At 68.2% G+C, this 22,568-nt stretch carries 18 protein-coding genes; 7 read left to right on the forward strand and 11 right to left on the reverse strand.

Annotated features, from left to right (window positions below):
• Window positions 1-34: 34 nt before the first annotated feature.
• Window positions 35-463 carry a DoxX family protein gene (locus ACFXI3_RS06640; RefSeq protein ID WP_344279339.1) on the forward strand — a complete coding sequence of 143 codons (429 nt, stop codon included), beginning with the start codon at window positions 35-37 and terminating at the stop codon, window positions 461-463.
• 20 nt (window positions 464-483) lie between these two features.
• Here ACFXI3_RS06640 and ACFXI3_RS06645 read toward each other — a convergent pair whose 3' ends face one another.
• On the reverse strand, window positions 484-1,509 hold the full coding sequence (locus ACFXI3_RS06645; protein ID WP_378398464.1) for a LacI family DNA-binding transcriptional regulator: 1,026 nt from the start codon (window positions 1,507-1,509) through the stop codon (window positions 484-486).
• Between the two features lie 118 nt (window positions 1,510-1,627).
• Between ACFXI3_RS06645 and ACFXI3_RS06650 the strand changes: the two genes are divergently transcribed.
• Genes ACFXI3_RS06650 through ACFXI3_RS06665 form a run of 4 tightly spaced genes read left to right on the forward strand, consistent with a single transcriptional unit; the run spans window position 1,628 to window position 6,628 of the window.
• A complete protein-coding gene (locus tag ACFXI3_RS06650; protein ID WP_378398466.1) occupies window positions 1,628-3,064 on the forward strand; it encodes a purine-cytosine permease family protein in 1,437 nt (478 codons plus the stop codon).
• 20 nt (window positions 3,065-3,084) lie between these two features.
• The gene (locus ACFXI3_RS06655) at window positions 3,085-4,149 is read left to right on the forward strand and encodes a C45 family autoproteolytic acyltransferase/hydolase (protein ID WP_378398467.1); all 1,065 of its coding nucleotides are present in this window, start codon (window positions 3,085-3,087) and stop codon (window positions 4,147-4,149) included.
• Complete coding sequence (locus tag ACFXI3_RS06660) at window positions 4,146-5,738, forward strand: amidohydrolase (RefSeq protein ID WP_378398469.1); 1,593 nt, start codon at window positions 4,146-4,148, stop codon at window positions 5,736-5,738. Before ACFXI3_RS06655 ends, ACFXI3_RS06660 begins: the two co-directional genes overlap by 4 nt.
• Window positions 5,739-5,770: 32 nt before the next feature.
• Window positions 5,771-6,628, forward strand: a complete 858-nt coding sequence (locus ACFXI3_RS06665) for an LLM class flavin-dependent oxidoreductase (protein WP_378398471.1) — start codon at window positions 5,771-5,773, stop codon at window positions 6,626-6,628.
• Window positions 6,629-6,689: 61 nt separating this feature from the next.
• Here the strand turns inward: ACFXI3_RS06665 and ACFXI3_RS06670 are convergent, their stop codons facing one another.
• The 3 genes from ACFXI3_RS06670 to ACFXI3_RS06680 form a co-directional block, all read right to left on the reverse strand.
• Window positions 6,690-7,151, reverse strand: coding sequence for a MarR family transcriptional regulator (locus ACFXI3_RS06670; protein ID WP_344279323.1), 462 nt, complete (start codon window positions 7,149-7,151; stop codon window positions 6,690-6,692).
• Window positions 7,148-8,506 carry an MFS transporter gene (locus ACFXI3_RS06675; RefSeq protein WP_378398473.1) on the reverse strand — a complete coding sequence of 453 codons (1,359 nt, stop codon included), beginning with the start codon at window positions 8,504-8,506 and terminating at the stop codon, window positions 7,148-7,150. Before ACFXI3_RS06675 ends, ACFXI3_RS06670 begins: the two co-directional genes overlap by 4 nt.
• 278 nt (window positions 8,507-8,784) lie before the next feature.
• A complete protein-coding gene (locus tag ACFXI3_RS06680) occupies window positions 8,785-9,099 on the reverse strand; it encodes a hypothetical protein (RefSeq protein ID WP_378398475.1) in 315 nt (104 codons plus the stop codon).
• A 457-nt stretch (window positions 9,100-9,556) separates the two neighbouring features.
• On the opposite strand from ACFXI3_RS06680, the gene ACFXI3_RS06685 reads away from it, so the two are divergent.
• Entirely contained in the window at window positions 9,557-9,970 is a 414-nt protein-coding gene (locus ACFXI3_RS06685) for a hypothetical protein (protein ID WP_378398477.1), read from the forward strand.
• 342 nt (window positions 9,971-10,312) lie between these two features.
• Here ACFXI3_RS06685 and ACFXI3_RS06690 read toward each other — a convergent pair whose 3' ends face one another.
• From ACFXI3_RS06690 to ACFXI3_RS06700, 3 genes are all read right to left on the reverse strand, one after another.
• Window positions 10,313-11,626: a M14 family zinc carboxypeptidase gene (locus tag ACFXI3_RS06690; RefSeq protein WP_344279315.1), complete on the reverse strand. Its 1,314-nt coding sequence runs from the start codon at window positions 11,624-11,626 to the stop codon at window positions 10,313-10,315.
• 109 nt (window positions 11,627-11,735) lie between these two features.
• Entirely contained in the window at window positions 11,736-12,389 is a 654-nt protein-coding gene (locus ACFXI3_RS06695) for a hypothetical protein (protein WP_378398479.1), read from the reverse strand.
• A 150-nt stretch (window positions 12,390-12,539) separates the two neighbouring features.
• The gene (locus ACFXI3_RS06700) at window positions 12,540-13,397 is read right to left on the reverse strand and encodes an NAD(+)/NADH kinase (protein ID WP_344279309.1); all 858 of its coding nucleotides are present in this window, start codon (window positions 13,395-13,397) and stop codon (window positions 12,540-12,542) included.
• A gap of 65 nt (window positions 13,398-13,462) precedes the next feature.
• On the opposite strand from ACFXI3_RS06700, the gene ACFXI3_RS06705 reads away from it, so the two are divergent.
• On the forward strand, window positions 13,463-14,698 hold the full coding sequence (locus ACFXI3_RS06705; protein ID WP_378398480.1) for an FAD-binding protein: 1,236 nt from the start codon (window positions 13,463-13,465) through the stop codon (window positions 14,696-14,698).
• Window positions 14,699-14,747: 49 nt separating this feature from the next.
• On the opposite strand, the gene ACFXI3_RS06710 is transcribed toward ACFXI3_RS06705, so the two are convergent.
• The 4 genes from ACFXI3_RS06710 to ACFXI3_RS06725 all read right to left on the reverse strand — a co-directional run bounded on the left by ACFXI3_RS06710 (window position 14,748) and on the right by ACFXI3_RS06725 (window position 22,133).
• On the reverse strand, window positions 14,748-16,922 hold the full coding sequence (locus ACFXI3_RS06710; protein WP_378398482.1) for a helix-turn-helix domain-containing protein: 2,175 nt from the start codon (window positions 16,920-16,922) through the stop codon (window positions 14,748-14,750).
• A 39-nt stretch (window positions 16,923-16,961) separates the two neighbouring features.
• Window positions 16,962-20,069: a DEAD/DEAH box helicase gene (locus tag ACFXI3_RS06715; RefSeq protein WP_378398516.1), complete on the reverse strand. Its 3,108-nt coding sequence runs from the start codon at window positions 20,067-20,069 to the stop codon at window positions 16,962-16,964.
• Window positions 20,066-21,283, reverse strand: a complete 1,218-nt coding sequence (locus ACFXI3_RS06720) for an SEFIR domain-containing protein (protein WP_378398483.1) — start codon at window positions 21,281-21,283, stop codon at window positions 20,066-20,068. The genes ACFXI3_RS06715 and ACFXI3_RS06720 overlap by 4 nt, the downstream gene beginning before the upstream one ends.
• A 136-nt stretch (window positions 21,284-21,419) precedes the next feature.
• Entirely contained in the window at window positions 21,420-22,133 is a 714-nt protein-coding gene (locus ACFXI3_RS06725) for a hypothetical protein (RefSeq protein ID WP_378398485.1), read from the reverse strand.
• Window positions 22,134-22,568: the final 435 nt, after the last annotated feature.

The following is a 22,568-nucleotide window of genomic DNA, read 5'->3' on the forward strand; positions in this document are numbered from 1 at the left end:
GCCGTCCGCCCGAGTCGTCCTATGTGGAGGCATCATGCACCGGCTGGACGCGGCACAGGATTACGCGCTCGGTTTGTTCCGCATCGTCGTCGGGTTCCTTTTCGCCTGCCACGGCGTGAAATCGCTGTTCGGAGTGCTCGGCGCGCACGGCGCGGCACAGGTGGGCTCGTGGCCGGGGTGGTGGGCCGCGCTGATCCAGCTCGTCGCGGGCGGGCTCGTCCTGCTCGGCGTCGCCACCCGGATCGCCGCGCTGATCGGGTCCGGGTCGATGGCGTACGCCTACTTCTCCGTCCATGTGTCGCAAGGGCTTTTCCCCATCGAGAACGGCGGCGAGGCGGCCGCGATGTTCTGCTGGGCGCTGCTGCTGCTCGCGTTCACCGGCCCCGGCCGGCTCGCGCTCAGCGGGGCGCTCTCGGGACTGCGGCCGCGCGAATCGCGCGTCGGAGCGGTCCCGCACGCCTGACCCGGAACGAGAACATCCGCTTATCCCCGGGTCGACCCGCGCACTATCAGCTCGTACTCCGCCGGCCCGGGGACAGGCGGCTCAATGCCTTCGACCCGGTCGGCGAGCACGGCGACCGCGGTGCGGGCCAGCCGCACCGGCCGGAGGTCGACGGACGTGATCGGCGGGGCGGACGACCGGGTGTGCTCGGAATCGGAATCCGCGCCGCAGGCGATGCGCACGTCGCCGGGCACCGCCAGTCCCCGCGCTCGCGCGGCGGCCAGCACCCCGGCCGCGTGCCGCCCGGTCTGGCAGTACACCGCGTCCGGCGGCTCGGCCATCCCGAACAGTTCCTCCCCCGCCTCGCGTCCGCCCGCTTCGCCGGCGACCTCCGCGCGGCGCACCGCCAGCGGCCGCTGCCCGCGAGCGCGAACCCAGTCCAGGTAAGCCGTTTCGGCGTCCAGGTTCCACTCGTTGCGATCGGTGCCCAGCACCGCCGCGACCCGCGACCCGCCCGCCGCGGTCAGGTGGTCGAGCACCTCGGCGACGATCCGCCCGGTGCCGAGGTCGAGGTAGTCCGGCGACGCGGGCCGCGCCGGGTCCCGCCCGACGCCGAGGAACGGCACGCACTCGCGGGTCAGCATCGTGATCAGCGGATCGTTCTCGACCGGTTCGGTGATCAGGAACCCGTCGCAGGCCAGGCCGACCGCGGGCGCGTCGGCGCGCGTCGGGTCCGGCACCAGCATCAGGCCGTACCCGCGTTCCACCGCGGCCAGCGCGGCCGACCCGGCGAACCGCAGGAAGTAGTCGACGCCTTCCAGGAACGCGGTGTCCAGCGGGTCGAGCGGCCGCACCACCAGCCCGAGCACCCCGAGCCTGCTGGAGCGCAGCCCGCGGGCGACGGTGTCCGGCCGGTAGCCCAGCTCGCGCGCCGCCTCCCGAACCCGCTCCGCGGTCTCGGCCGCGACGGTCCCGTTCCCGCTGAAGGCGTGCGACACCGTGGTCGGCGAAACCCCGGCGCGGCGGGCGACGTCCTTGATGGTCGCCCGCGTTCTCTTCCCGGCCATGGCGCAGCAGCCTAACCTCGTCCAAATCGTTTTGGAAACCGCTCCGGGCCGACCATTGCCCAAATCGATTTGGGTCCTTACCGTGACCCGGGTCGATTCCCCGGTCCGGAGGTTCGCCATGACCGCTCCCGCCACCCCGCCCGCGCCGCCCGGCACGTCCGCGCCGCCGCCCGCCCGCTCCGGGCGCGGCCCCCGGGTGGAAGCCCACGGCATCGACGTCATCGGCGACGACGAGCGGCACGGCCGGGCCCGCGACCTGTTCGGGGTGTGGGCCGCGCCCAACGTCAGCTACCTCAGCCTGGTCGTCGGCGGCGCGCTGGTGCTCAGCGGATTGAGCCTGCTGCAGGCGCTCGCGGTGATCGTGGTGGGCAACCTGTGCTGGGCGCTGGTCGGCCTCGTCGCGGTCAGCGGCCCGGCGGCGGGCGCGCCGAGCGAGGTCATCATGCGGGCGATGTTCGGCACGCGCGGCAACCGTTTCGTGATCGGGCTGAACGGCTGGCTCGTTTCGGTCTGCTACGTGGCCTTGAGCTGGTCCGCGGCCTCGGTGACCGCGTTCAGCCTGTGCGCACGGCTCGGCATCGAGCTGAACACCCTGGGCAAAGTCCTCGTGATCGTCGCGATCGCCGCCGCGACGCTGGTGATCAGCGTCTACGGCCACTCCGTGATCGTGCGCCTCTACCTGCCGCTCGCCATCGTGACGACCGCGGTTTTCCTGGTGCTGGGCGGATTCCTGATCCGGCACACCGCGTGGAGCTACCAGCCCGCGACGCCGCTGCACGGGGCCGCGCTGTGGGCGGCGCTGGCCGGCGGCGTGGCCCTGGTCGCGTCCGCCGCGTTGTCCTACAACACCAGCGCGGACTTCGCGCGCTATCTTCCGCGCGACACCAAGCCGTTCGCCGTCGCCGCGTGGACCACCGCCGGAGCCTTCCTGCCGAGCGTCGCGTTCACCGCGCTCGGCGCGTTCGCCGCGACCACTTTGGACATGAGCGATCCGCAAGCCGCGCTGGAATCCGTTCTGCCGTCGTGGTTCACCCCGATCTTCCTGATCGCGGTGATTCTCGGCGCGATCGCCAACAACGCGATGACCGTGTACAGCTCCGGCCTCGCGCTGCAGGCGATCGGCGTCCGCCTGCGCCGGTCCCGCAGCGTCCTGCTCGACGGCACCGCCGGAGTGCTCCTCACGCTGTACGCCTTGCTCGTGTCCGATTTCCTCAAGGCAGTCAACGACCTGATGCAGCTGATGGTCGTCGTGCTCGGCCCGATGATGGCGATCTACGTGACCGACCTTCTGCTGCGCCGCAACCGCTACGACGGTCACGCGCTCGCCGACGAGAGCCGCGGCGGCCCGTTCTGGTACGTCGGCGGCGTGCACTGGCCCGGCATCGCCGCCCTCGTCCTCGGCGCGACCGCGTCCGCCTGCTGTCTCGCCGTTCCCGGGATGTACACCGGATTCGTGGCGAGCGCGGCCGGCGGGATCGACTTCTCGCTGCCCGCCGGAATGCTGATCGCCGCCGCGATCTACCTGCTCGCCGGCCGCCCGCGCGCCACCGCCTGACCTCGATCGCAAGGAACAGAATGCACCTGCTCGTCAACGATTCCGATCCGCACGCCCGCGGCGTTTCGCGCGGCACCCAGCTGCGCGCCGGCCTCGCCGACACGCTGGAGCTGTACCTGCGCTGGTTCGACGCCCTCGGCATTCCCGAACAGCAGATCCGGACCGACGCGCTCCGGTTGCTGGACAACGTCTCCGCTTGGCGGAGCTGCTACGCCGACGAAATCACCGGCATCGCCGAAGGTGCCGGGATCGAACTGTGGCAAGCGGCAGCGCTCAACGGACGCACCGAGATCATCGCCGCCGACCCGCGCACTCAGCCAGAATGCTCAACCCTCGTGCGGGTTCCCGACTCCACCTCGCCGTTCGGGATCCAAACCTGGGACTGGCACACCGAACTGTCGAACTGCTGGCACACCCACGAAGTGCACGGCACGCGATACGCCTTCGCCGGGATCACCGAGCACGGTATCCTCGGCAAGATCGGCGTCAACAGCGCAGGTCTCGGCCTGTTCTTCAACATCCTCGGCCACCAGGACGATTCCGCCGCCGGTGTCCCGGTCCACGTGCTGGCCGCGGCCGTCCTCGGCGAGGCGAGCAGCACCGCCGAAGCGCTCGATCTGCTGCGAACAGCCCCCATCCGCACGTCCGGAGCCTTCACCCTGCTCGACCCCGACTCAGCCGTCTGCGCCGAGCTGAGCCCGGCCGGAGTGACCACCCTCGACCCTGAAGCAGGTTTTCTGGTGCACACCAACCACTTCCTCGACCCTGACGCCGCCGCCCGCGAGAAACGCGGCCTGTTCGAACCGGATTCCCAGCTGCGGCACGCCCTGGTGACCACCCGGCTGCAGGACTACCCGACGCCCGCCCATGCCGTCGACCTCGTCGCCTTCCTCCGTTCGGGGCCAGGCGAACCGAAGCTGTGCTGCGTCCCGGATCCGGACGCCGCGTTCGGCGACCGCTGGGCGACCTTGGCCACCGTCCTGATCGAACCCGCCGCCCGAACCGTCCGCGTGCACGCGGGCAGCCCGAACACCTTGGCGGGCTGGCGCACGTTCGCCGCCGCGGAAACGGTGGTGGCCCGATGACCCCGGTGCACTACCGCGGCGGCCGGATCTTCACGGCGAGCGCGTCCGGATGGGCGGAATCCATGGTCGTACGCGGCGAGACGATCGAATACGTAGGCAGCACCGCGGAGGCCGACCGGATCGAGGCGCAGGTGGTCGAACTGGACGGAGCCTTCGTGCTGCCCGGTTTCGTCGACGCGCACACGCATCTGGTGTCGATGGGCGAAGCGCTGGAGCAAGTGGACCTGTTCTCCGCGACCTCCCCCGAAGACATCCAGCACCGGCTCGCGCGCGCCGCCGCGGACGCCCCGGAAGCACCGCGAATCCTGGGCCGCAGCTGGCTTTTCGACGCACTCGGCGGCCAAGCGCCGCACCGGAAACTGATCGACGCGGTGGTCCCGGACCGGCCGGTCTACCTCGCCGCGAACGACGTCCACTCCGCGTGGGTCAACAGCGCCGCCTTGCGCGAACTGGGCATCGACCGCGACACCCCCGACCCGCTCGACGGGCGCATCGGCCGCGACGAGACCGGGGAACCGGACGGGATGCTGTACGAAACCGCTGCGCTGCAACTGATGCGGCATTTCCTCGACGACCAGACCAGCGACGCCGACCGCGACCGCGCACTGGCGTCGGCGTTCGCGCACTACCTCGCGGACGGCGTCACGACCGCTGTCGACATGGCGCTCACCGAGGCCGATCTCGCTACCCTGGAACGAGCTTTCGAAGGCGGACGGCTTCCGATCCGCGTCGCCGGACATTGGCTGATCGAGCGCACCGGAAACACGCGGGACGATCTGCGGCAGGTCGAGCGCGCGGCCGAACTGAGCGCCCGGCTGTCCGGGCCGTGGCTGCGAGTGGCCGGGATCAAGCTGATGGTCGACGGAGTCATCGATACCTGTACCGCGGCCATGAAAAAGCCGTTCGCCGACGGCAGCCACCCCGGGCCGTTGTGGCCGCCGGAGGCGCTGGCCCCGGTCGTCGCGGCGGCGGACGCGGCGGGTCTGCAGGTCGCGATGCACGCCATCGGCGACGAAGCGTCGGACATCGCGCTGTCGGCGCTGGAGCACGCGATCAAGGTGAACGGACCGCGCGACCGGCGGCATCGGCTCGAACACCTGGAGACCGTGACCGCGGAAAACGTCAAGCGGCTGGCCAAGCTCAGTGCCGTCGCGTCGATGCAGCCGGTGCACGCCGACCCGGCGATCCAGGAAAACTGGCGCGCGAAACTGGGCGACGACCGCGTGCGGCGCGGCTTCCCGTGGCCGGAACTGACTGCCGCCGGTGCCGTCCTCGCGTTCGGTTCCGACGCCCCGACCGCGCCGCATCCTCCGCTGCCGAACATGTACATCGCGACAACCCGCCGGTCCGCCTTGAATCCCGACCTGGAACCCAACCTGCCGGAATACGCCCTCCCGTTGGCCGAAGCCCTGGCCCACGGCACCCGCGATGCCGCCTACGCGTGCCGCTGGGACGGGCTGACCGGTCAGCTCGCGCCGGGCCTGGCCGCGGATTTCGCAGTGCTGGACGTCGATCCGTTCGCCGAAGCCCCGGACGCACTGCTGCGGGCCCGGGTGCGGCAGACCTTCGTGGCGGGCAAATCCGTTTGACGCGTTCGCCCGGGCTGGGCAGGGTTGCGATCATGCGCTTCTCGTTCTGCATCCCGAACTTCGGCGACTTCGCCGACCCGCGCACGGTGGCCAAGGTCGCGTCGGCAGCGGAAGAGGCAGGCTGGGACGGCCTGTTCGTCTGGGACCACGTAGTGCTGGACAAACGTCCCGGCCGTCTCTTCGGCGATCCGTGGATCCTGCTCACCGCCGCCGCGCTCGCCACCAGCCGGATCCGGCTCGGCCCCATGGTCACGCCCGTCGCGCGCCGCCGCCCGCAGCAGCTCGCCCGCGTGGTGTCCACTTTGGACAACCTCTCCGGCGGCCGGGTGGTGTTCGGCGTCGGGCTGGGCGCGCCGCTGGAGGCGGAGTTCGGCGACTTCGGCGAATCGGCCGACCCGAAGACGGTCGCCGAGAAGCTGGACGAGGGCGTCGATCTGATCGCGCGGCTGTGGACCGGCGACCCGGTGACGTTCTCCGGCAAGCACTTCACCGCCCGCGACATCGCGCTGTTGCCGACGCCGGTGCAACGCCCCCGCCCGCCGGTCTGGGTGGCGGGCCGGTGGCCCAACCGCCGCCCGATGCGCCGCGCGGCCCGCTGGGACGGCGTGGTGCCGATCTTCGAGTCCGCCGGCGCCACGGGTTTGCCGGAGGTTGCCGAAGTGCGGGACATGATCGCCTACATCCGGAGCGAGCGGGACACCGACGCACCGTTCGACGTGGTACTCGGCGGTACGAGCCCCGCCGACCCGGCGCAGGCGCGAAGCGTCGTCGAACCGTTCGCCGAGGCCGGTGTCACGTGGTGGGAGGAGAGCCTTCCGTTCGGAAGCCCGGAGGAGGACAAGCTGGACCCCGTCCTGCGCCGAGTCGAAGCCGGACCGCCCGCGCTTTAGCCGCGTCGTCTCAGGTCCGTGAGGGGAACCCTGAGGGACTCTGAGTCCGTGAAGGTTCCCCTCACGGACGCGCCGGATCCGACTCCGCCAACGCGTCGATCGCCCCCACCAGCTCGTTCAACGCGGGCACCGCCGCCGCGATCAGGTGCCGCCACGCCGGATGCACCCCGTCCAGCGCGGCGGCCAAGATCGCCGCGTTGTGCCCCTGCCACCGCTCGACCGCGGCCCGGCCGGTGTCGGTGAGTTCGAGCGCCACCGTCCGCCGGTCGTCACCGCCGCTGGTGCGCGTGACGAGGTCCCGCGAACGCAGCCCCGTGACCATCGTCGTCACCGAATTCGGCGCGAGTTTCAGCAACTGCGCGATCCGGCTCGGCCGCGCGCCGGGATTCTCGAAGAGGCACGACAACAATTCCAGCTGCGCCACCGACAACGTGTTGTCCGGATCCGCGGTGCGCGCGGCCCGCCGCATGGCCCGCCGGAGCCGGGCGACGACGTCGGCGAGCGCGGGTTCGGGCGCGGTCACCGGGCCCGCTCCGGGCGCGCCGCCAGCCCGGTCGCCGCGGCCAGGACGCCGGCCCCGGCCAGCACCGCCAGCGCGGCCGTTTCGCCGCCGGAGTGCAGGCACAGTGTCACGAGCGCCACGCCCAGCGCCGTCCCCAGTCCGCGCGCCATGTTCACCAGTCCTCCTCCGGTGGCCGACATCCGCGCCGGGATCGCGCTCATGACAGCCGAGTTGTTGGCCGGAATGAACACTCCCAGACCGAGCCCGGCCACCACCAGCGACACGCCCACCTCCCAAGGAGCGGACGCCGGCCCCAGCGCCGCGCATCCCGCCGCCGCGACGAGCGCGCCCAGCACCGTGCGTCCGCGAGACCCGAGCCGCTTCGGCAGCACCCGGTCGGCCAGCACCGCCGCGACCGCGAACCCGGCGGGAAGACACGTCAGCACCGCGCCGGTCCCGCCCGCCGTGCCGAGCACCTGCGGCAGCAGCGTCAGCGGTCCGAACAACACGAGGTATCCGCACAACGCCCCGGCCAGCCCCAGCGACACCACCGGCGGCCGCAACACCGACAGCTGCAAAATCGGGCTGCTCGCCGCCTTCTCCCGCACCACGAACCCGATCGCGGCGAGGACGGTCGCCCCGGCCAGCGCGACGAGCAGCCACCCCGGCATCTCCAGCCCGGACACTCCGGAAATCACCAGCAGCAACGCCGTCGACGCGGTCGCCAGCAGCCCGACCCCCGCCCCGTCGAAGCGGCCCAGCGGCGTGCGCTCGCGAGTGCGCGGCAGAAGGTAACGCCCGGCGATCAGTCCGGCGAGCCCGACCGGCGCGTTGACCAGGAAAACCCATCGCCAGCCGACGGTGTCGACCAGCAGCCCGCCCACCGCGGGTCCGAGCGCGAGCCCCAGCGCCTGCGCCGCCGCCTGCACCCCGAGCGCGGCGCGTGCCCGACCCTCGCGGACACTGCGCACCACCAGCGCGACACTGTTGGCCTGCAACATCGCCGCTCCGATCGCCTGGACGACACGGAACGCGACCAGCCAGCCGAGCGTCGGCGCAAGCCCGCACGCGATCGACGCGACGGTGAACACGCCGAACCCCTGCACGTAGGTCAGCTTCCGCCCGACCGCGTCGGCCACCCGCCCGACTGCCGCCAGCAATCCGACGAGCGCGAGCAGATACGCCAGCGACACCCACTGGACGGCGGCCAGCGGAGCCCCGTACTCGTGCTGCAGCGCGGGAAAGGTGAGCGTGACGATGCTGGCGTCGAGCTGCCCCATGAAGGCCCCGAAACACACCGCGCCGACGGCGAACCACCCAGCCTTCGGATGATCCCGCACGACCGCCGGCCGAGCCCGCTCCAGGCCGATCGTCACTGCCGCCTCCCACTTAAGTAGTTCTGCTACAGAACTACTGTACGGGATGTACGTACATATGGCATCGCCAGGATCGTGACGTTCTTCTGGATGACGTGGTGAGATAGGTCGCCTGCCGAGTTAACTGGAGGTAACGGCTGACGTCTCGCGGATCGCGCATGACGAGACTTTCTCCGTCGCTGCACGCTCGCCCGATGCGCAGAAGCCGACTGTGATCACGCTCACCCTCTTGCCCGGGGCCTTTGGGCAGAACTGCGAGCAGAGGGCCGGGCGGCCGCTTAGGCCGACACCTGGGCGATCAGACCCGCGCGCAGCAAGGAGGATTTCCCCGCTCCGGACCGGCCGGACAATGCAACGAAGCGCTTCTCCCACACGCGGCCCGTCAATTCCGCAATCGCCAAGTCCCTCCCGTAGAAATACTCCGCGTCCTCCGCGTGAAACACCGCAGTCTCGGCATACGGACATTGCCGATCGTCCCGTCTGCGGTTTCGTTCGCCCGACTGAGACTTGGGTCCGTTTTCGGCTTTCCGACCAACCGCCAGTTCACACCAGCCGCGTTCCCACTCGACCGCGTCCCCGCCGCATGCCTTCACGCACGCCAGCGTGACGGGAAGACTGGGCAGCTTCCGACTCGCAGCAGCCTCGGACAGACTGGCCGCTGAATAGTGCGCCTGAGCGCCTAAATCACGGTACGTCGGGTTCCCGCCGCTTGCGCGCGGCCGGCGCAGACCGGCCGCGAATCGCAACCATTACACGGCGATGCCGCGTCCGGCCGGACTGAAGGCGCATCAGGTCCGGGACGTTCCCGTACGGCAGCCCGGCGGAGATCACCGAGATCGTCGTCAACATCGCCGGCGTCGCGCTGACCGACGGCGTGCCCGCAGCCGAGGCAGACCTCTCCGCCATTCTGGAAAACTGCTGATCAAGAGAAGTATTCTCCATGTCGATCTTCTGCTACAGTTAAGACAAATACATTCATTCAGGAGAACCGCAATGCCGAAAAGCGGTCAGGAAAGCTTGCGCAAGGGGATCGGAAGCCTTGTTGTCACAATGACAGCACTCTGGCTGGATCCGACGTCGGGCCCCGGGGAATCCGATACGCTGCCGAGCCGAGCAGGCGCGGGCGTGCTCGCCCTGTGGACCGCGCTCGGGATCGGGCTAGGGGCCGCGGTTTCGGCGTTCCGGCTGCTGACCGCGTCCGACGAAGTGCAGCCGATCTGGTTCGCCGTCGCCGTGCCGATGTTCCTGCCGTTGCTGCTCGGCTTAGTCAAGCTGCCCCGCTTTCGCTACCGAGCGCTCGCCGCGGCGCTGCTCCTGGGCGCCGCGGCCGGCACCGGGGTCGGATTCCTGATGCCCGCGGCGGCAGGCACCTTCTGGACTACGTACCTCGCGCTGTCCGCAGGTGCCTTGATCGCCGCAGTGGTCTACGGTCTCATCGCACGACCCAGTACCGAGGACAGCTGATCACTGCTGGCGTCGGCGCGTCCAGTACGCGGGTCCCGCACTTCCCTCACCATCTCAGGGCAAGCATGGCCCACGGCGAATTCTCCTCGCGTTGGCAACGGCAGTCTCGGCAAGCGCCATACAGGCATGACCCAGGCCGCAGTGCCCTCCCGCCTTGCAGCCAAGTCGACCTTGCCCAGTCAGCGCATTCGCCTAGACCCGGAGCAGGTCGCCGCAGACAGCCTGAAATACGCAGCAGGCAGCGACCGATTGCTGAGCGCGTCGTCCCGCCATTGCCGGCAGCCCCCGTGAAGCACGCCACCTGGCTCCGAAGGGGTTGCCGGCCGGCATCTCAACCGCACCTCACTGCTGATACGGAGCCGCCGCAGACTGGGCCGCGGTGATCAGTGCGCCCTTGTTTTTCGGCCAGAACGTGCTGTCCACGCACGAATACCGCGGCAAGAACCCGCCGCAACTGCCGCTCTGGCCGCCGACCTCGAACGTGAAGCTCGCGACACCCAGCGCGCCGTAGGTGAAGTCGTCCGTCGTGCCGCTCGTCGAGTAGCCCACGGTTTCCGTGTTCGTCCCCACCAGGTACCCGTTCGAATCGCTGAACTTCGCGCCGAGCTTGCGCAGGGCGGCGTCGTTCGGCGCGGGATCGGAGGTGAAGCCCCACGGGACGATGATGTCGTTTCCGTAGCTGTGCAACGTGATCATCGTGCCGCGGGCGGTGTCGGGAGCGGGGTCGTTGTCGCCGCTGCCGCGCTGTTCGGGGTAGATCGAGCGGAACAGCTTCTCCAGCGCCTGGACTTCGGGTTCCGAGCCGGCCTCCGGGCCCTGGTAGGTCTCCGCGCACGGCGAGTTCGAGTCCGCGCCCCAGCGGAAGGTCGAGTTGCGGTTCAGGTCGATGCCGCTGTTCGTCCCGCCGCAATTGCCGTTGCTGGTGTCCGCGTTCTTGCGCTGCAGTTTCGGCGAGTTGCCGCCGGAAGCGACGATGTCGACACCGTCCGGGTTCGAGATCGGCACCACCCACACCTCAGTGGTGTCCAAAATGGACTTCGCGGTGGCGTCGGTGCCGTAGCCGTCGGCGAGGTAGTCGATCCAGCGCCAGGCAAGCTCGCCCGTGGAGATCTCCCGGGCGTGGATCTGTGCCATCACCACGAATTTCGGCTTCGGCGACGTCGTGGACAGCGTGCAGTCGCCGTCCTGTTTCTTGGTCAGGCAGATCGCGTTGATGTCGTGGCCGCCCCTGCCCTGGGTCTTCAGCCACGATTCGCCGAGGGTGTACTCGGTCGCCAGATCCGGGTGCGCGGCCGCGACTTTCGCGAGATGCGCTTCCTGCGCCGGAACAGTCCGATAACCGCCGTAGAAAGTGTCGCCCGCGGCGCGCGTCGTCACTCCTTTGTAGACAGTGTCGAAGAATTCCGGTGCATAACCGCGGTCTCGCAACTGCCCGGCGACTGCCTGGTTCCCGACCACGTAGGCCACACCGGGGCTGGTTTCGGCGACATCGAACCCGGCGCGGGCCAAGTCGGCGGCCTGCGCGGGCGTAGCGGGTACGCGCCACGAAACCGGATCGTCCGGCGCGGCGGCGGCTGTGGCGGTCGTGGTGCCGCCGAGTGCGACCAGCACTCCGACGACGCTGAGAGTGAGCCGGATCGAGAACTTGCCCGCCATCGGAGCTCCTCACGCAGCGAAGGAAGGTCACCCCGTGCGGACGGTGACCAATCGGCCGCGCACAGTGTGCTCTCCGCGAGGAATCCGGCCCACCTCCGAAAGTCGGGTGTCAGCAGGTGACCGAGACCTTCGCGCCGCGCTCGAACGAAACGTGGACGTGGTCGTAATGGTTCGCGGTCTCGCCGCCGCGGTCCTCCATCGCCGACCAGCCGCCGCCGTCGTTGTAGCGCTGCTGCCAGATCACGTACTTCGCGCCGAGTTCGCTCTGGTGCTCGAGAACATAAGCGGCCAAAGCGTTTCCGGTCTTAGTGTCGACCATGAAGTCCAGCGCGAGACCCGCTGGATGGTCGCTCGCACCGGACCGTCCGGCCCGGCCGCCGACCGTCTCCACCGAGAACTTCTCCTTGAGATAATTGCCCGCCTGGGCCACCGCGGGCTGGGTACCGGCCAAAGTGGACGAACACGCTTTCGCCGCCGGGGTCGCCGAAGTGCTCGTGGTCGTTTTGCTAGTCGGCGAAGACGAAGACGTCGTCGGGGCAGCGCTGGAAGACGTCGTGGGCGGCGTCGAGGTGGTGGACGGAGCGGTGCTCGACGCCCGTGGCGCGCTGAACGCGTGCATCTCCGCGGCGGCGGCCGGGAACTGCTGCGGCTTGACCGCGCCGGCGGTCAGCCACACCGGCACCGCCAACGCACCGACAGCCAGCACGCCCGCCGCGGCCGGCAACCGCCACGACTTCGACCCGTCCCGATGTCTACCGGACACCTCGCACCACCATCTCCTCGTTCGGACCCGCAAAGCCGCCCCGACATTACGAATAGGACACGGCAATGTCACCGACAAGTGACAGCGGGCACAGAACAGAGGAGATAACGGCAGGTCAGCGCGCGATTACCAGGTGAACGCGCGGCCTGCTCAGGACAGCGGAATCTCCGCCGAATCAGTCAGCCGCAGCTTGCGCCGGGCGCGCTGGTAGAAGGTCGTCATGCCGAGCCGGACCACGCGGGCCGCGTTCGGCCGGGCGTGCAGGTCGATCGTTTCGCCAGGCCCGACATACCCGGCCACCTGACCGTCGACCTCCACCGCGAGCCGCCCGCTCGACGGCAGCACCTCCAGCGTCACGGTGTCGTGCACGGACAACACGACGCCGCGGCTGTACGCCGAATGCGGCGCGGCGGGCGTGACCAGCAGTGCTTCCACCGCCGGGCTCGTGATCGGCCCGCCGGCGGAGAAGCTGTACGCGGTGGATCCGGTCGGCGTCGCGACCACGACCGCGTCGGCCGCGTAGCTCACGAACTGTTCGCCATTCACCAGCACCGCGACCACAGCGCTCCCGTCGCCAGGCACGCGCACCACCGCGACGTCGTTGAACGCGGTCTCGATCCGGCCGCCGAACCGCGCGTCAACCGCTATCCGGGGCTCGACGGTGAACTCCTCCCGGTCGATCGCGGACAACGCGAGCGGCAGGTCCGGGACGTCGACCTCGGCGAGAAACCCGAGCTTCCCGAGGTTGACGCCGAGCACCGGCGCGTGCTGCCCGTCGGCGAGCCGCATCGCGCGCAGCATGGTGCCGTCGCCGCCGAGGCTGACCACCAGATCCGACCGTTTGCCCAGTTCAGCAGGCTGGACTCCGGTCGCCGAACAGTCGACTCGCGCGATCTCGTCCTCGATGCCGAGGATCTCGATCCCGCGCCCGGCGGCCCAGCCCAGCACCGCGTCGACCGCGGCTTTCGAGTCGCGGCGCGGGTGCAGCACGAGTCCAGCGGAATGCATGTCGGGTCTCCTCGCCTCAGCCTGTCCCCAGTCTGCCGCGCCGGGGCCGGTTAGGCTCGGCGTTCGTGATCGAAAACTGGGCTGGCAATCTCACCTACCGCGCCCGCGAGATCCTCGCCCCGCGCACCCTTTCCGAGGCACAAGAACTCGTCGCCGGTGCGACCCGGGTCAAGGCGCTCGGCAGCCGGCACAGCTTCAACACGGTCGCCGACAGCCCGGACGGCGTCCAACTCGATCTCTCCGCGCTCGACATCGCTCCGGAAATCACCGCCGAGACACTCACCATCGGCGGCGCGACCCGCTACGGCGACGTCGTCGCACAGGTGCACGAGGCCGGGTACGCCCTGGCCAACCTGGCGTCGCTCCCCCACATCACTGTCGCGGGCAGCGTCGCGACCGGCACCCACGGCTCCGGACAGCGACTGCCCGGCCTGGCCTCAGCTGTGTCCGCCATCGAACTCCTCACCGCCGACGGCTCCCTGCGCACCTTCTCCCGCGCCGACGCCGAGTTCCCCGGAGTGGTGGTGAACGTCGGCGCGCTCGGCGTCCTCACCCGGCTCACCCTCGATGTAGAGCCGACTTTCTCGGTACGCCAAGACGTTTTCGACGCCCTCCCGTGGTCCGCCGCGCTGGACCACTTCGACGACATCCAGGCGGCGGGCTACAGCATCAGCCTGTTCACGAACTGGGCGCGCGACGTCGTCGACCAGGTCCTGCTGAAGAACCGGGTCCCGGCCGAAATCCCCGGCTCCCTGTTCGGCGCCGTTCCCGCCGACGGTCCGCGCCACCCCGCCCACGCAGCGGGCATTTCGGCAGAAAACACCACAGTGCAAGGCGGCGTTCCCGGACCGTGGTACGCCCGGCTGCCGCATTTCCGGCTGGAATTCGCGCCAAGCGTCGGGGCGGAATTGCAGAGCGAGTACTTCGTGCCGCGCACGCACGCGGCCGCCGCGTTCGAGGCGTTGCGCAGCATTGGCGACCTCATCGCGCCGCTGCTGGTGGTGTCGGAGATCCGCACCGTCGCCGGTGACGAACTCTGGCTGAGCCCAGCGTATGGCGGTGATCGGGTAGCGGTGCATTTCACCTGGCAGCAGCGCCAGCCGGAGGTCGAAGCGGTGCTGCCGCTGATCGAAGAGAAGCTCGCTCCGTTCGGCGTTCGGGCGCATTGGGGGAAGCTGTTCCACGGCGCGGCTTTGGATCTTGACCACCAGGGGGTGCGACAGTTCCGGGCGCTGGCCGCCGAGCTGGACCCGACCGGGAAGTTCCGGAATCCGTTCCTGGACCGACACCTGCTCCGCTAAACATCGTCGGCCTCCGAACAGCAATCCGCACCAACCGAATACGGCCGATTCATGAGCTCAGTCGTCGGCGAGCGACCAACTCGCCGACTATGACCGAGTTGAGCTGCACTGGCAGCTGGTCAGCTGCTGCCCATCGCTGGCCCGCCACGGCTAACTCGCCCTGTTCCGCCGCGACGTTGCCCAAGCCCACAAGCGCCCTCGCAAGCTCTGCAAGTTCGTTCTCGTCTTGAGCCAGGTCTGCCGCCTTGTCATACCAAGCGCGGGCGTCGCCGTGGATGGCAGCGCAGTAACAAACCCAGCCCAGGCAGTTCACCGCCAGCAACACCTCTCGCGGCGAACTCGCCAGCCCGTACGCCCGCTGCGCGTACTCCAATGCTTCGAAAGCCCGGTTCAACGAAGTCGCCGCCAGCGCCATTCCGCGCAGTGTGATGATCTCGTTGCGTGATCGACCAGTCCGGCGGTAGGCCTCTCCGGCTTTGCCGAGTCCAGCCAGCGCTTCGACCGGCTCTCCCCGGTACAACTGGACCCAAGCAAGACTCGCGCGCGAGTCCGTCTCTCCATATTCGTCGCCTAGACCGGCGAAGAGCTCCGCGGCGCGTCCATGACTCCGCGCTGCTTCGGGCAGGTCTCCACGTTCCTGATATGCCATGCCGAGGTTGTTCTCGATCATCGCCACGACCCGCATTTCGCGTTCCCGTTCCGCCGCGGCGAGCGCACGCTGATGAGTCCGGATCCACGGTTCGATCAACTTCTCCCGGCTAAAGAAAGCCCGCAACAGATGTGCAAGTCGCCAGCAATCCTGCGGACGCCCGACCTCGTCGGCCAGCTCGCACAGCGAAGCAAGAGCGGGCCACCGCTTGTGAAACCATTCCAATGCTTGCCCGCTGTCGGCGAACTCGGTTTCTTCGCACCTCGGTACGCCGGGTTGGAATCGGCCAGGCTCGATGAGCGCGTCCGCCACGCCCGTCACCGGCACGACGTAGTCCAGCAGCCGGCACAGTGCAGCGCTGCGGTCAGCTTCGTCCAGTCTGAACGACTCATGTCCGGAAAATAGCGCCCGCACCAGGTCGTGCAGTTCGACGTCGGTCGCTGACCGGCGCTCGACGAGGTATGCCTGGTGGAGTCGGTCCAACAGGAAGATAGTTCTCAACCGGTCAAGGCCGGCCATGGCAGCGGCGAACGCCACCTCGACCCGCCCGCCGGGATGCACCGCCAACTGTGCAAGGAGGCGCTTTTCCGCGGACCGCAGCCGCGTACACGACAGTGACAGGGCACCGGCGACGCTCCGCTCCTCGTCTTCAAGGGCAGTAAACCGACTCGTCTCCGAGGACAACTGCGCGCGGAGTTCCTCGGATGTGACGCCACCGGCATGATATCGAGCTGCCACAATGCGGACCGCGAGCGGAAGATAGCCGCACGAGGCCACAATGTCCTGGACGGTTGGATCCGGTACCGCATAGTGGTCCGAGACCATGCGGAACAAGTCCGCGGCTTCGTCTTCTTGCAATGCTCCGAGGTCGATGTGCCGCGCCTCGTCGAGCGCATTCAACCGGGTGCGGCTGGTGATCACCACTCCGCACTTCGGCTCAGCGGGAAGCAGAGAACGGATCTGGCTCGCCGAACGCACGTTGTCGAAGACGAACAGCATCCGGCGGCCGGCCAGCACGGTGCGCAGCAATATGATTCGACCATCCCGGTCCGGCGGAATGGCAGCGCCTGGGGCGACCACGCGGAGCAGGCGTTCAAGGCCTTCCGCTTCGGTAAGTCCCGGGCTGCCGACCGTGTATCCCTGGAAGTCAAGCATCAGGCAGCCGTCCGGGTAGGTGTGCAGGACGTCCCTCGCCGCCACGACGGCCAGCCCCGTCTTACCCGCACCTGCGATCCCTCCCACGGCCACCGTCTCCGGTCTGCGTTCGAGCAGGGTCGAGACCGCGTCGGCGCGCTCGCGGTGCCGGCCGACGAAATGTCGCGGCCTGTCGGGAAGCCCCCAGGGGATTGCCGGGGACCGAGGGCATCCGGTATCGGCCTGCGCCAGCCCGACCAACGCCCCGTTCGCCTGGAAGTACTTGTCCGCTTCCAGCACAAGCTCGTGTTTGGGACGGGACTTCCCCGTCTCGATACGGCTCAGCTTCGGGATGCTGCAGCCTAGCGCCTTCGCCACCACTCGCAGGGGCAAGCCCTTCTCATCGCGGCGGCGTCTGAGCTCAGTGCCGAACGGGTGCATTTTGCTCCTAGCAATCGTCGGGTATTTCCTCGGACCCGTTCAATCAGAAGGTTCGTCAAGCGCCAAGCTCCCGGTCACTTCCTCGTCCTCGACGGAAGCAGCGGTACGGCGCAGCACTGCAAGTCGCCGTCGATCTCCGCCGAGGCAACCGAGCAGCATGGCGTCATCGCTGGCAAGCAGTTCTTCCCGGCTGGTGATGCTCGCGCGGATAAGCGCGCAGAAAGTTTCCCGGCCCAAAGTTCCCTTGGCCGCGAGCGCGATCGGCGCGAGCCCGGCGCGCACTCCCAGCGCGATCTCCTGAGGCAGCGATGCCGCCAGCGAACCGAACTCGGCCGACGGGTGGACGAACCGCGCGACGTCGAATACCGCGTCCACGACATCCGCAGTCCGTTTCGCTGCTCGCCGCACGGGGATGATGGCTCGAGCTCGGTACTCGGCGGACAGGTATCGCGCAAGTCGTTCTTCGATGTCCGCAAGCGACATCCCGCGGCTCCAGGCCACGACTGCGAACGCTCGCTTGACGCGAGCCGTCGCCTTGTCCTGGCTCGGTCCCGACCGGAGCTTGCGAAACACCGGATCCGCAAGGCGCTGTGCCCGCATTATCCGGTCAAACTCCTCGCGCTCGGGCAAACGATGACGGAAGCTGACCGGAACACTGATCTGCTCGAGCTCCGTCGTGAGCTGTGCGACGGCGATGATCGTCATGCGGTTCAGGTGCCCCGGTCCGATTTCGGCGAATGCCTCGGCAACCCGCAGTACCGAGTCCATCGACAACGCGCCGCGTACTGCGATCTCGCCCAGCTGCGTCGGCCCGTACCCGGCGGCTTCCCGGCGAAGCAACCCGCACTCGACCAATCCCGACAAGATCGCCTCGACCTCCTCGGGCGGGTATGGGTCCGGCCAGCCGTCCATCCGGCTCTGATGCGCGGCGAAAGTCGATGCCAGTAAGGAGGCAACCTGTCCGGCATGCACGCTTTTCGGCCCAGCTCCCGCTACAGCACACGCCGTCAGCACCATGCTTCTGGGATCGCTCAGCTCGCTGAGCAAGGAAGAGCGGAGGACCTCCGGAACCGCGCGCACGTAGCGGTCCCATTTCGATCGCGCATCCAGCCCGCCGCCGGCCAGGATGATCGAGCGTCCCCGGTCAGCGAACCCGGTACGCCCGGCCCGGCCGGCCATGTTCTTGTAGTCCGCAACCGAATACGGCCGCAGTTCGCCCCCGGGGCCGTAGTGCTCGAGCTCGCTCAGCACCACGGTGTCGGCGGGAAGGTTGACCCCGTGGGCCAGAGTGGTCGTCGCGACCAGCACACGCACCTCAGTACCAGCCAGGAAGTGCTCCGCCACCAGCGCGCCTTCGGCGGCAGTCATGTCCGAAGTATGAAATGCGGTCCCGCCGGAAAGACATCGTCGCAATCGCGCCACCGTGGTTCCCATGTCGTCGGGCTCCAATCCGGTAAGCGCGCGGGTCGCCTCCGGAAGGCCAAGCGCCTCAGCGAACTCGAGCGCGCTGCCTTCTGCCGCCGCACGCGTGTTCCGGAACACGAGCACCTGTTCGCCCGACTCGACCAGGCTCCGGACGACAGCGAGGAGTTGGTTTTCCTCCGTCGCCGAGATGAACTGAGCTGTCGTTTCCGCCCCTGTCTCGCCAAGCGAACGCAGCGAACCGCTTCGGTCCAGGACTCCTTCTTCAAGAGGAACCGGCCTCGCCGTGTCCACCAAGGACTCCGCGCCAAGCCACGTGTCGACATGGCCGAGCCCGCCCAAAACCGCCGAAAGACCCACGATCTGGATGTCCCGGCGCGCTTTGCTGGACAGGACGGCGGTCAAGAGAAGCTCCAGTGCCCACCCCCGCCCGGCATCGGAGATCGACTGGATCTCGTCCACCACGAGAACTCCGGCCTGCTCGACGATCGAAGGTCGTCGGAGCACAAGACCGAGGTACTTCTCATAGGTGAGCACTGCCAGACCGTAATCACCGCGGAGAAAGGCCGGCACGTGATCGTTCGTCTCGCCCGTCAGCCGAAGCGTCCGGATCCCGGCGGCTTCGTGCACCCGGGTCAACCGGGCGTAAAGCTCGTCGACCAACGAACGGGTCGGCAACAGGAAGACTGCGCGGCGTCCGCGGTGTACCGCGGCATCGGCGGCAAGAATGCCCACCATGGTTTTCCCGGCCGCGGTCGGCGCGCAGATGACGAGATCCTCGCGAACCAGCAACCCGAACTTGTTGACAGCCGCTAACTGCAACTCGTTGAGAGAACCGATTTCGCGGGTCAAGCCGGCCAGCACGGCGTCGTCGTCGATGCCATGGGCGCGCAGGCTGGCCAGGTCCGCGGTAGCATCCGGCGGGCGGTGCCGGCCGTCGAGTGCCCGGTAGTGCGCCCGCGGCCGCAACACCGGCAGCGATGTTCTTGCGTCGATCTTTCCTCGCAATGTCGGCGTCTGCGGCGGGCGTCGCGACGAGGACGCCGCGGCAACGACTCTGTCTTGCACGAACGAGAACATCCGCAGGAGCGAAACTCGGCCGTTTTCGACGACTTCCTCGGCGCCCATCAACGCCTGAAGCACGAAGTGAGTGAGAACACCGTGGCCGTGCCGGGAATCTTCCCGAGCCTCCTGATCGGCTCCGGCAGCCGTGATGTACACCCTGCCCGCCCCGGATACCTCGGCCAGAACCGCCTCGACAGAGCGAGGCATGCCCGGTCCTCCCCGCGGCGTATGCGACGACGGAATCACCTTTGCCGCCGCCGCACCGGAAAAACAGCAGTCGAGCACGACCAGCATGACCCGGGCCGGGATCTGCTCCGTCAATTTCACCAGCTCGTCGAGCGACAGCCCGGTGCCTGCGAGATCAGCCGGATCCGTGTCGTAAGTCGCCAACTCGTGCGTTGGGCTGCCATGACCGGAGTAACTGATCACGACGACATCGCTTGGCTGGCTGCGGGCGGCAAGCTGTTCCAGCTCCGACACGACCGCTGCCCGGGTCGCCGCCGCGTCGCAGAGCTCACGAGTATCGGAGCCGAGGTTGTCCCTGAACAACGCTTCAAGCGTCCGCGCATCAGCCTTCGCGAAGCGCAGGGGCCGGATCTCCGACGTGGCGAAGCCGTCGACCCCGACGAAAAGACCGTGGAAGCCATTCCGGCCGCTCACGCGCCTGCTCCGCGGCAAGCTGGTCGATAGCCCATCGCTCCCAGCAGCTCGCGAACTGAGTGGAACGTGAACGCGTCCAGGACATAGCGATCGGCGGTACCCGGTTGCAGGAAAGCAGGGATATCCTCGGCCGAGCCTCCGGGCAGAACGACCGGCAGCACCTTCGGTACCCACGTCGACCGGTCGCGGTGAAGGGCGTCGCGCAACAAGGCGAGTTCGGACTGCATGCCGCGATGACGAGGCCCCTCGACGGTTCCGTCCCCGACGGCCTTGCACATCGGCGAGGCGACCACGAGAACAAAGTCCGCTTCCCTGATCTCGCGCTGGGCCCACAGGGACCAGTCCTTGCGTTCGCCGACATCCCAGAAGTCGATGTGCACGTCGAGGCGCAAGCTGACCAGAAACCGTGCGAGATCAAGGGTGCACGTGACATGTTCCGGATTGTCGTGTGCGTAGCAGATGAAGAGACGGGGAACGCTGGACGTCCCCTCTGGACGCTGGCCGGAGCCTGGAGGCGAGGGAGGCAGGAGACCTGCTTCACTCGCCGCGAACCGCTCCTGTTCGCAACCGAGCAAGAGGTCGAACCGCACAGCACGTGCGACTGGGCGATAGTCCTCGCCGTCCACCGGCGGAGCGTCGAACCGCGAGCCGGCCTCCACGTGCAGCTTCCGGCTGCCTCGAGGAGCAGCCAGGATCACGAATGCGACGTGAGAACCCGGGCGAACACCGCCCGTCGTGGCATGCCGCCAGCGCACCGCCGGCCCGCCGATCCCGAACACGTCGACCTTCGACGCCATCGCGGGCAGGTGCACATCGCCGACGATCCCTGACACAGGCGCGAGATTGAGATAGCGGTTGATCACGTACGAGGCCGGGTCCTGCTGTTCCGCGACCGCGTGCGGAACAGCATCGAGCACAGTAGCGCCGCCCGCATCTTCCTCAGTGGCAAAGGCAAATGCTATCTCCAGCCACTGGATCGGGGCGAGGTGGCGATCGACCGCGACCTCGTAGTTGATCCGGACCAAGTAGCAGTCGCGACCGATCGTCGGTTCTGTGCCCGTAGCGACCGGATGCACCTGCCATCCGCTGAGCCGCACCGCTCCCACCGTGAAACCTCGAGGTTCCGTTTCAAGCCATCGAGCGCCGTCATCGACCTGCAAAAGCTCAATCTCAGAACATTCGGACATCGACCACGATTCCGCGTGAGACAACACGCAGCACCTCCTCGACGAAATGGATAGAGCATTCGCCCGTGAGCCGTCAACGCCGCGGCACCAGCGGAGAAGCGGTACCCCCAGGACGGGGAAACACCTTTGATCCGTTGCCGGAAAATTACACAGAAAGTTCCCACTACTCACCTGAAAGGATGAATGACCGCAATTCCTTCTCCGCCCGCTGAAGACGGGAAGCACATTCGAGGTAGGGCAACCGCAGCCGTTCGGCTACCGCCTCCAAGTCCACGTCCTCGAACTTGGCCGCGACGAAGATGTCGGCCTCGATGCCGGTCACCGCACCCGCGCGGACGGCCCGCGCCAGGACAAGATCCACATGCCCCTCCGGCGCTACGACCGGCACCTGGCGCAACAGGTCCGCGCCCGAGAACTCCGGTCGCGGCGCAGGAGCACGGCCGCCGTCGGCGCCGAGCGCACGTTGGTATGCAGCGTCTTGCAGGTTCCACGCCAACTTTCTGCGGTTCGGGTCTGCCGCGCCGAGGGCCTCGACAAGCCCGACAACCGCTGCCGACTCCACCTCTGACCGGTCACCGCCTCGTTTGTTCAGGATTCGCCACGTCACCCGCCGCAACGCCGGCAGCATCAATCCGATCGCATAGGTCTTCCACGGTTCCCCGTTCTGTTGGACGCGCCGGACAATCTCACCCCAGACCGCGTCCCGGACCGACTGGTCGACCGACCGGCCTGCGAGGAGATCCCGCACCTGTCCGCCGCGGAGCCATTGTTGTTCGGTCTCGACACCGAGCTCCCAGGCATCCAGCGAGGGCAACGCGTCAGCCTCGACGAATTCCTGGAAGCGGCGATGCAGAACTTCTAATTGACTAAGCGACATCAGGCGTCACGCTCCCGTGCGGCGATCCAGGATCTGGGGCACGGCAGAGAATGCCGGGCGGACTTCCGGCCGTCAATACCCTCGACGTTTTTGCATCTTCGATGCAAAAACGTGCAAACACTGACCCTGAGAAGCTGCATGTCAGATGCTTTCGCTTGCGATTTCTTCCATATTTCCATCTCGATTCAGCCATTCGAGGCTGTACCGGCCGCGTGGCGTCGACCGCTAAGGCCAGGGACAGGGGCGACACTCCGGCAAACGGGCGACCTAAGCGTCACCAAGGCTGCAGCCCATCTGCTCGTTGGCGATCTGCGTCAGCCCGAATGACTCGCACACCCCGCGACCGATGGACTGACATGCCGCCGGCCGACGACAGCGACCATTGAGCCTCACGACCGTTATGTACGACCTGTCAGCAACGCCGAGCAGATCCGC

It is taken from the genome of Amycolatopsis sp. NPDC059235, assembly GCF_042754125.1.
Lineage (GTDB): Bacteria > Actinomycetota > Actinomycetes > Mycobacteriales > Pseudonocardiaceae > Amycolatopsis > Amycolatopsis albidoflava.

Bases quoted from the DNA above. Each gene is read 5' to 3' on its own strand.
- ACFXI3_RS06640 (WP_344279339.1), top strand. From the start codon at position 35: ATGCACCGGCTGGACGCGGCACAGGATTACGCGCTCGGTTTGTTCCGC.
- ACFXI3_RS06645 (WP_378398464.1), bottom strand. From the start codon at position 1,509: ATGGCCGGGAAGAGAACGCGGGCGACCATCAAGGACGTCGCCCGCCGC.
- ACFXI3_RS06650 (WP_378398466.1), top strand. From the start codon at position 1,628: ATGACCGCTCCCGCCACCCCGCCCGCGCCGCCCGGCACGTCCGCGCCG.
- ACFXI3_RS06655 (WP_378398467.1), top strand. From the start codon at position 3,085: ATGCACCTGCTCGTCAACGATTCCGATCCGCACGCCCGCGGCGTTTCG.
- ACFXI3_RS06660 (WP_378398469.1), top strand. From the start codon at position 4,146: ATGACCCCGGTGCACTACCGCGGCGGCCGGATCTTCACGGCGAGCGCG.
- ACFXI3_RS06665 (WP_378398471.1), top strand. From the start codon at position 5,771: ATGCGCTTCTCGTTCTGCATCCCGAACTTCGGCGACTTCGCCGACCCG.
- ACFXI3_RS06685 (WP_378398477.1), top strand. From the start codon at position 9,557: ATGACAGCACTCTGGCTGGATCCGACGTCGGGCCCCGGGGAATCCGAT.
- ACFXI3_RS06690 (WP_344279315.1), bottom strand. From the start codon at position 11,626: ATGGCGGGCAAGTTCTCGATCCGGCTCACTCTCAGCGTCGTCGGAGTG.
- ACFXI3_RS06700 (WP_344279309.1), bottom strand. From the start codon at position 13,397: ATGCATTCCGCTGGACTCGTGCTGCACCCGCGCCGCGACTCGAAAGCC.
- ACFXI3_RS06710 (WP_378398482.1), bottom strand. From the start codon at position 16,922: ATGCACCCGTTCGGCACTGAGCTCAGACGCCGCCGCGATGAGAAGGGC.
- ACFXI3_RS06725 (WP_378398485.1), bottom strand. From the start codon at position 22,133: ATGTCGCTTAGTCAATTAGAAGTTCTGCATCGCCGCTTCCAGGAATTC.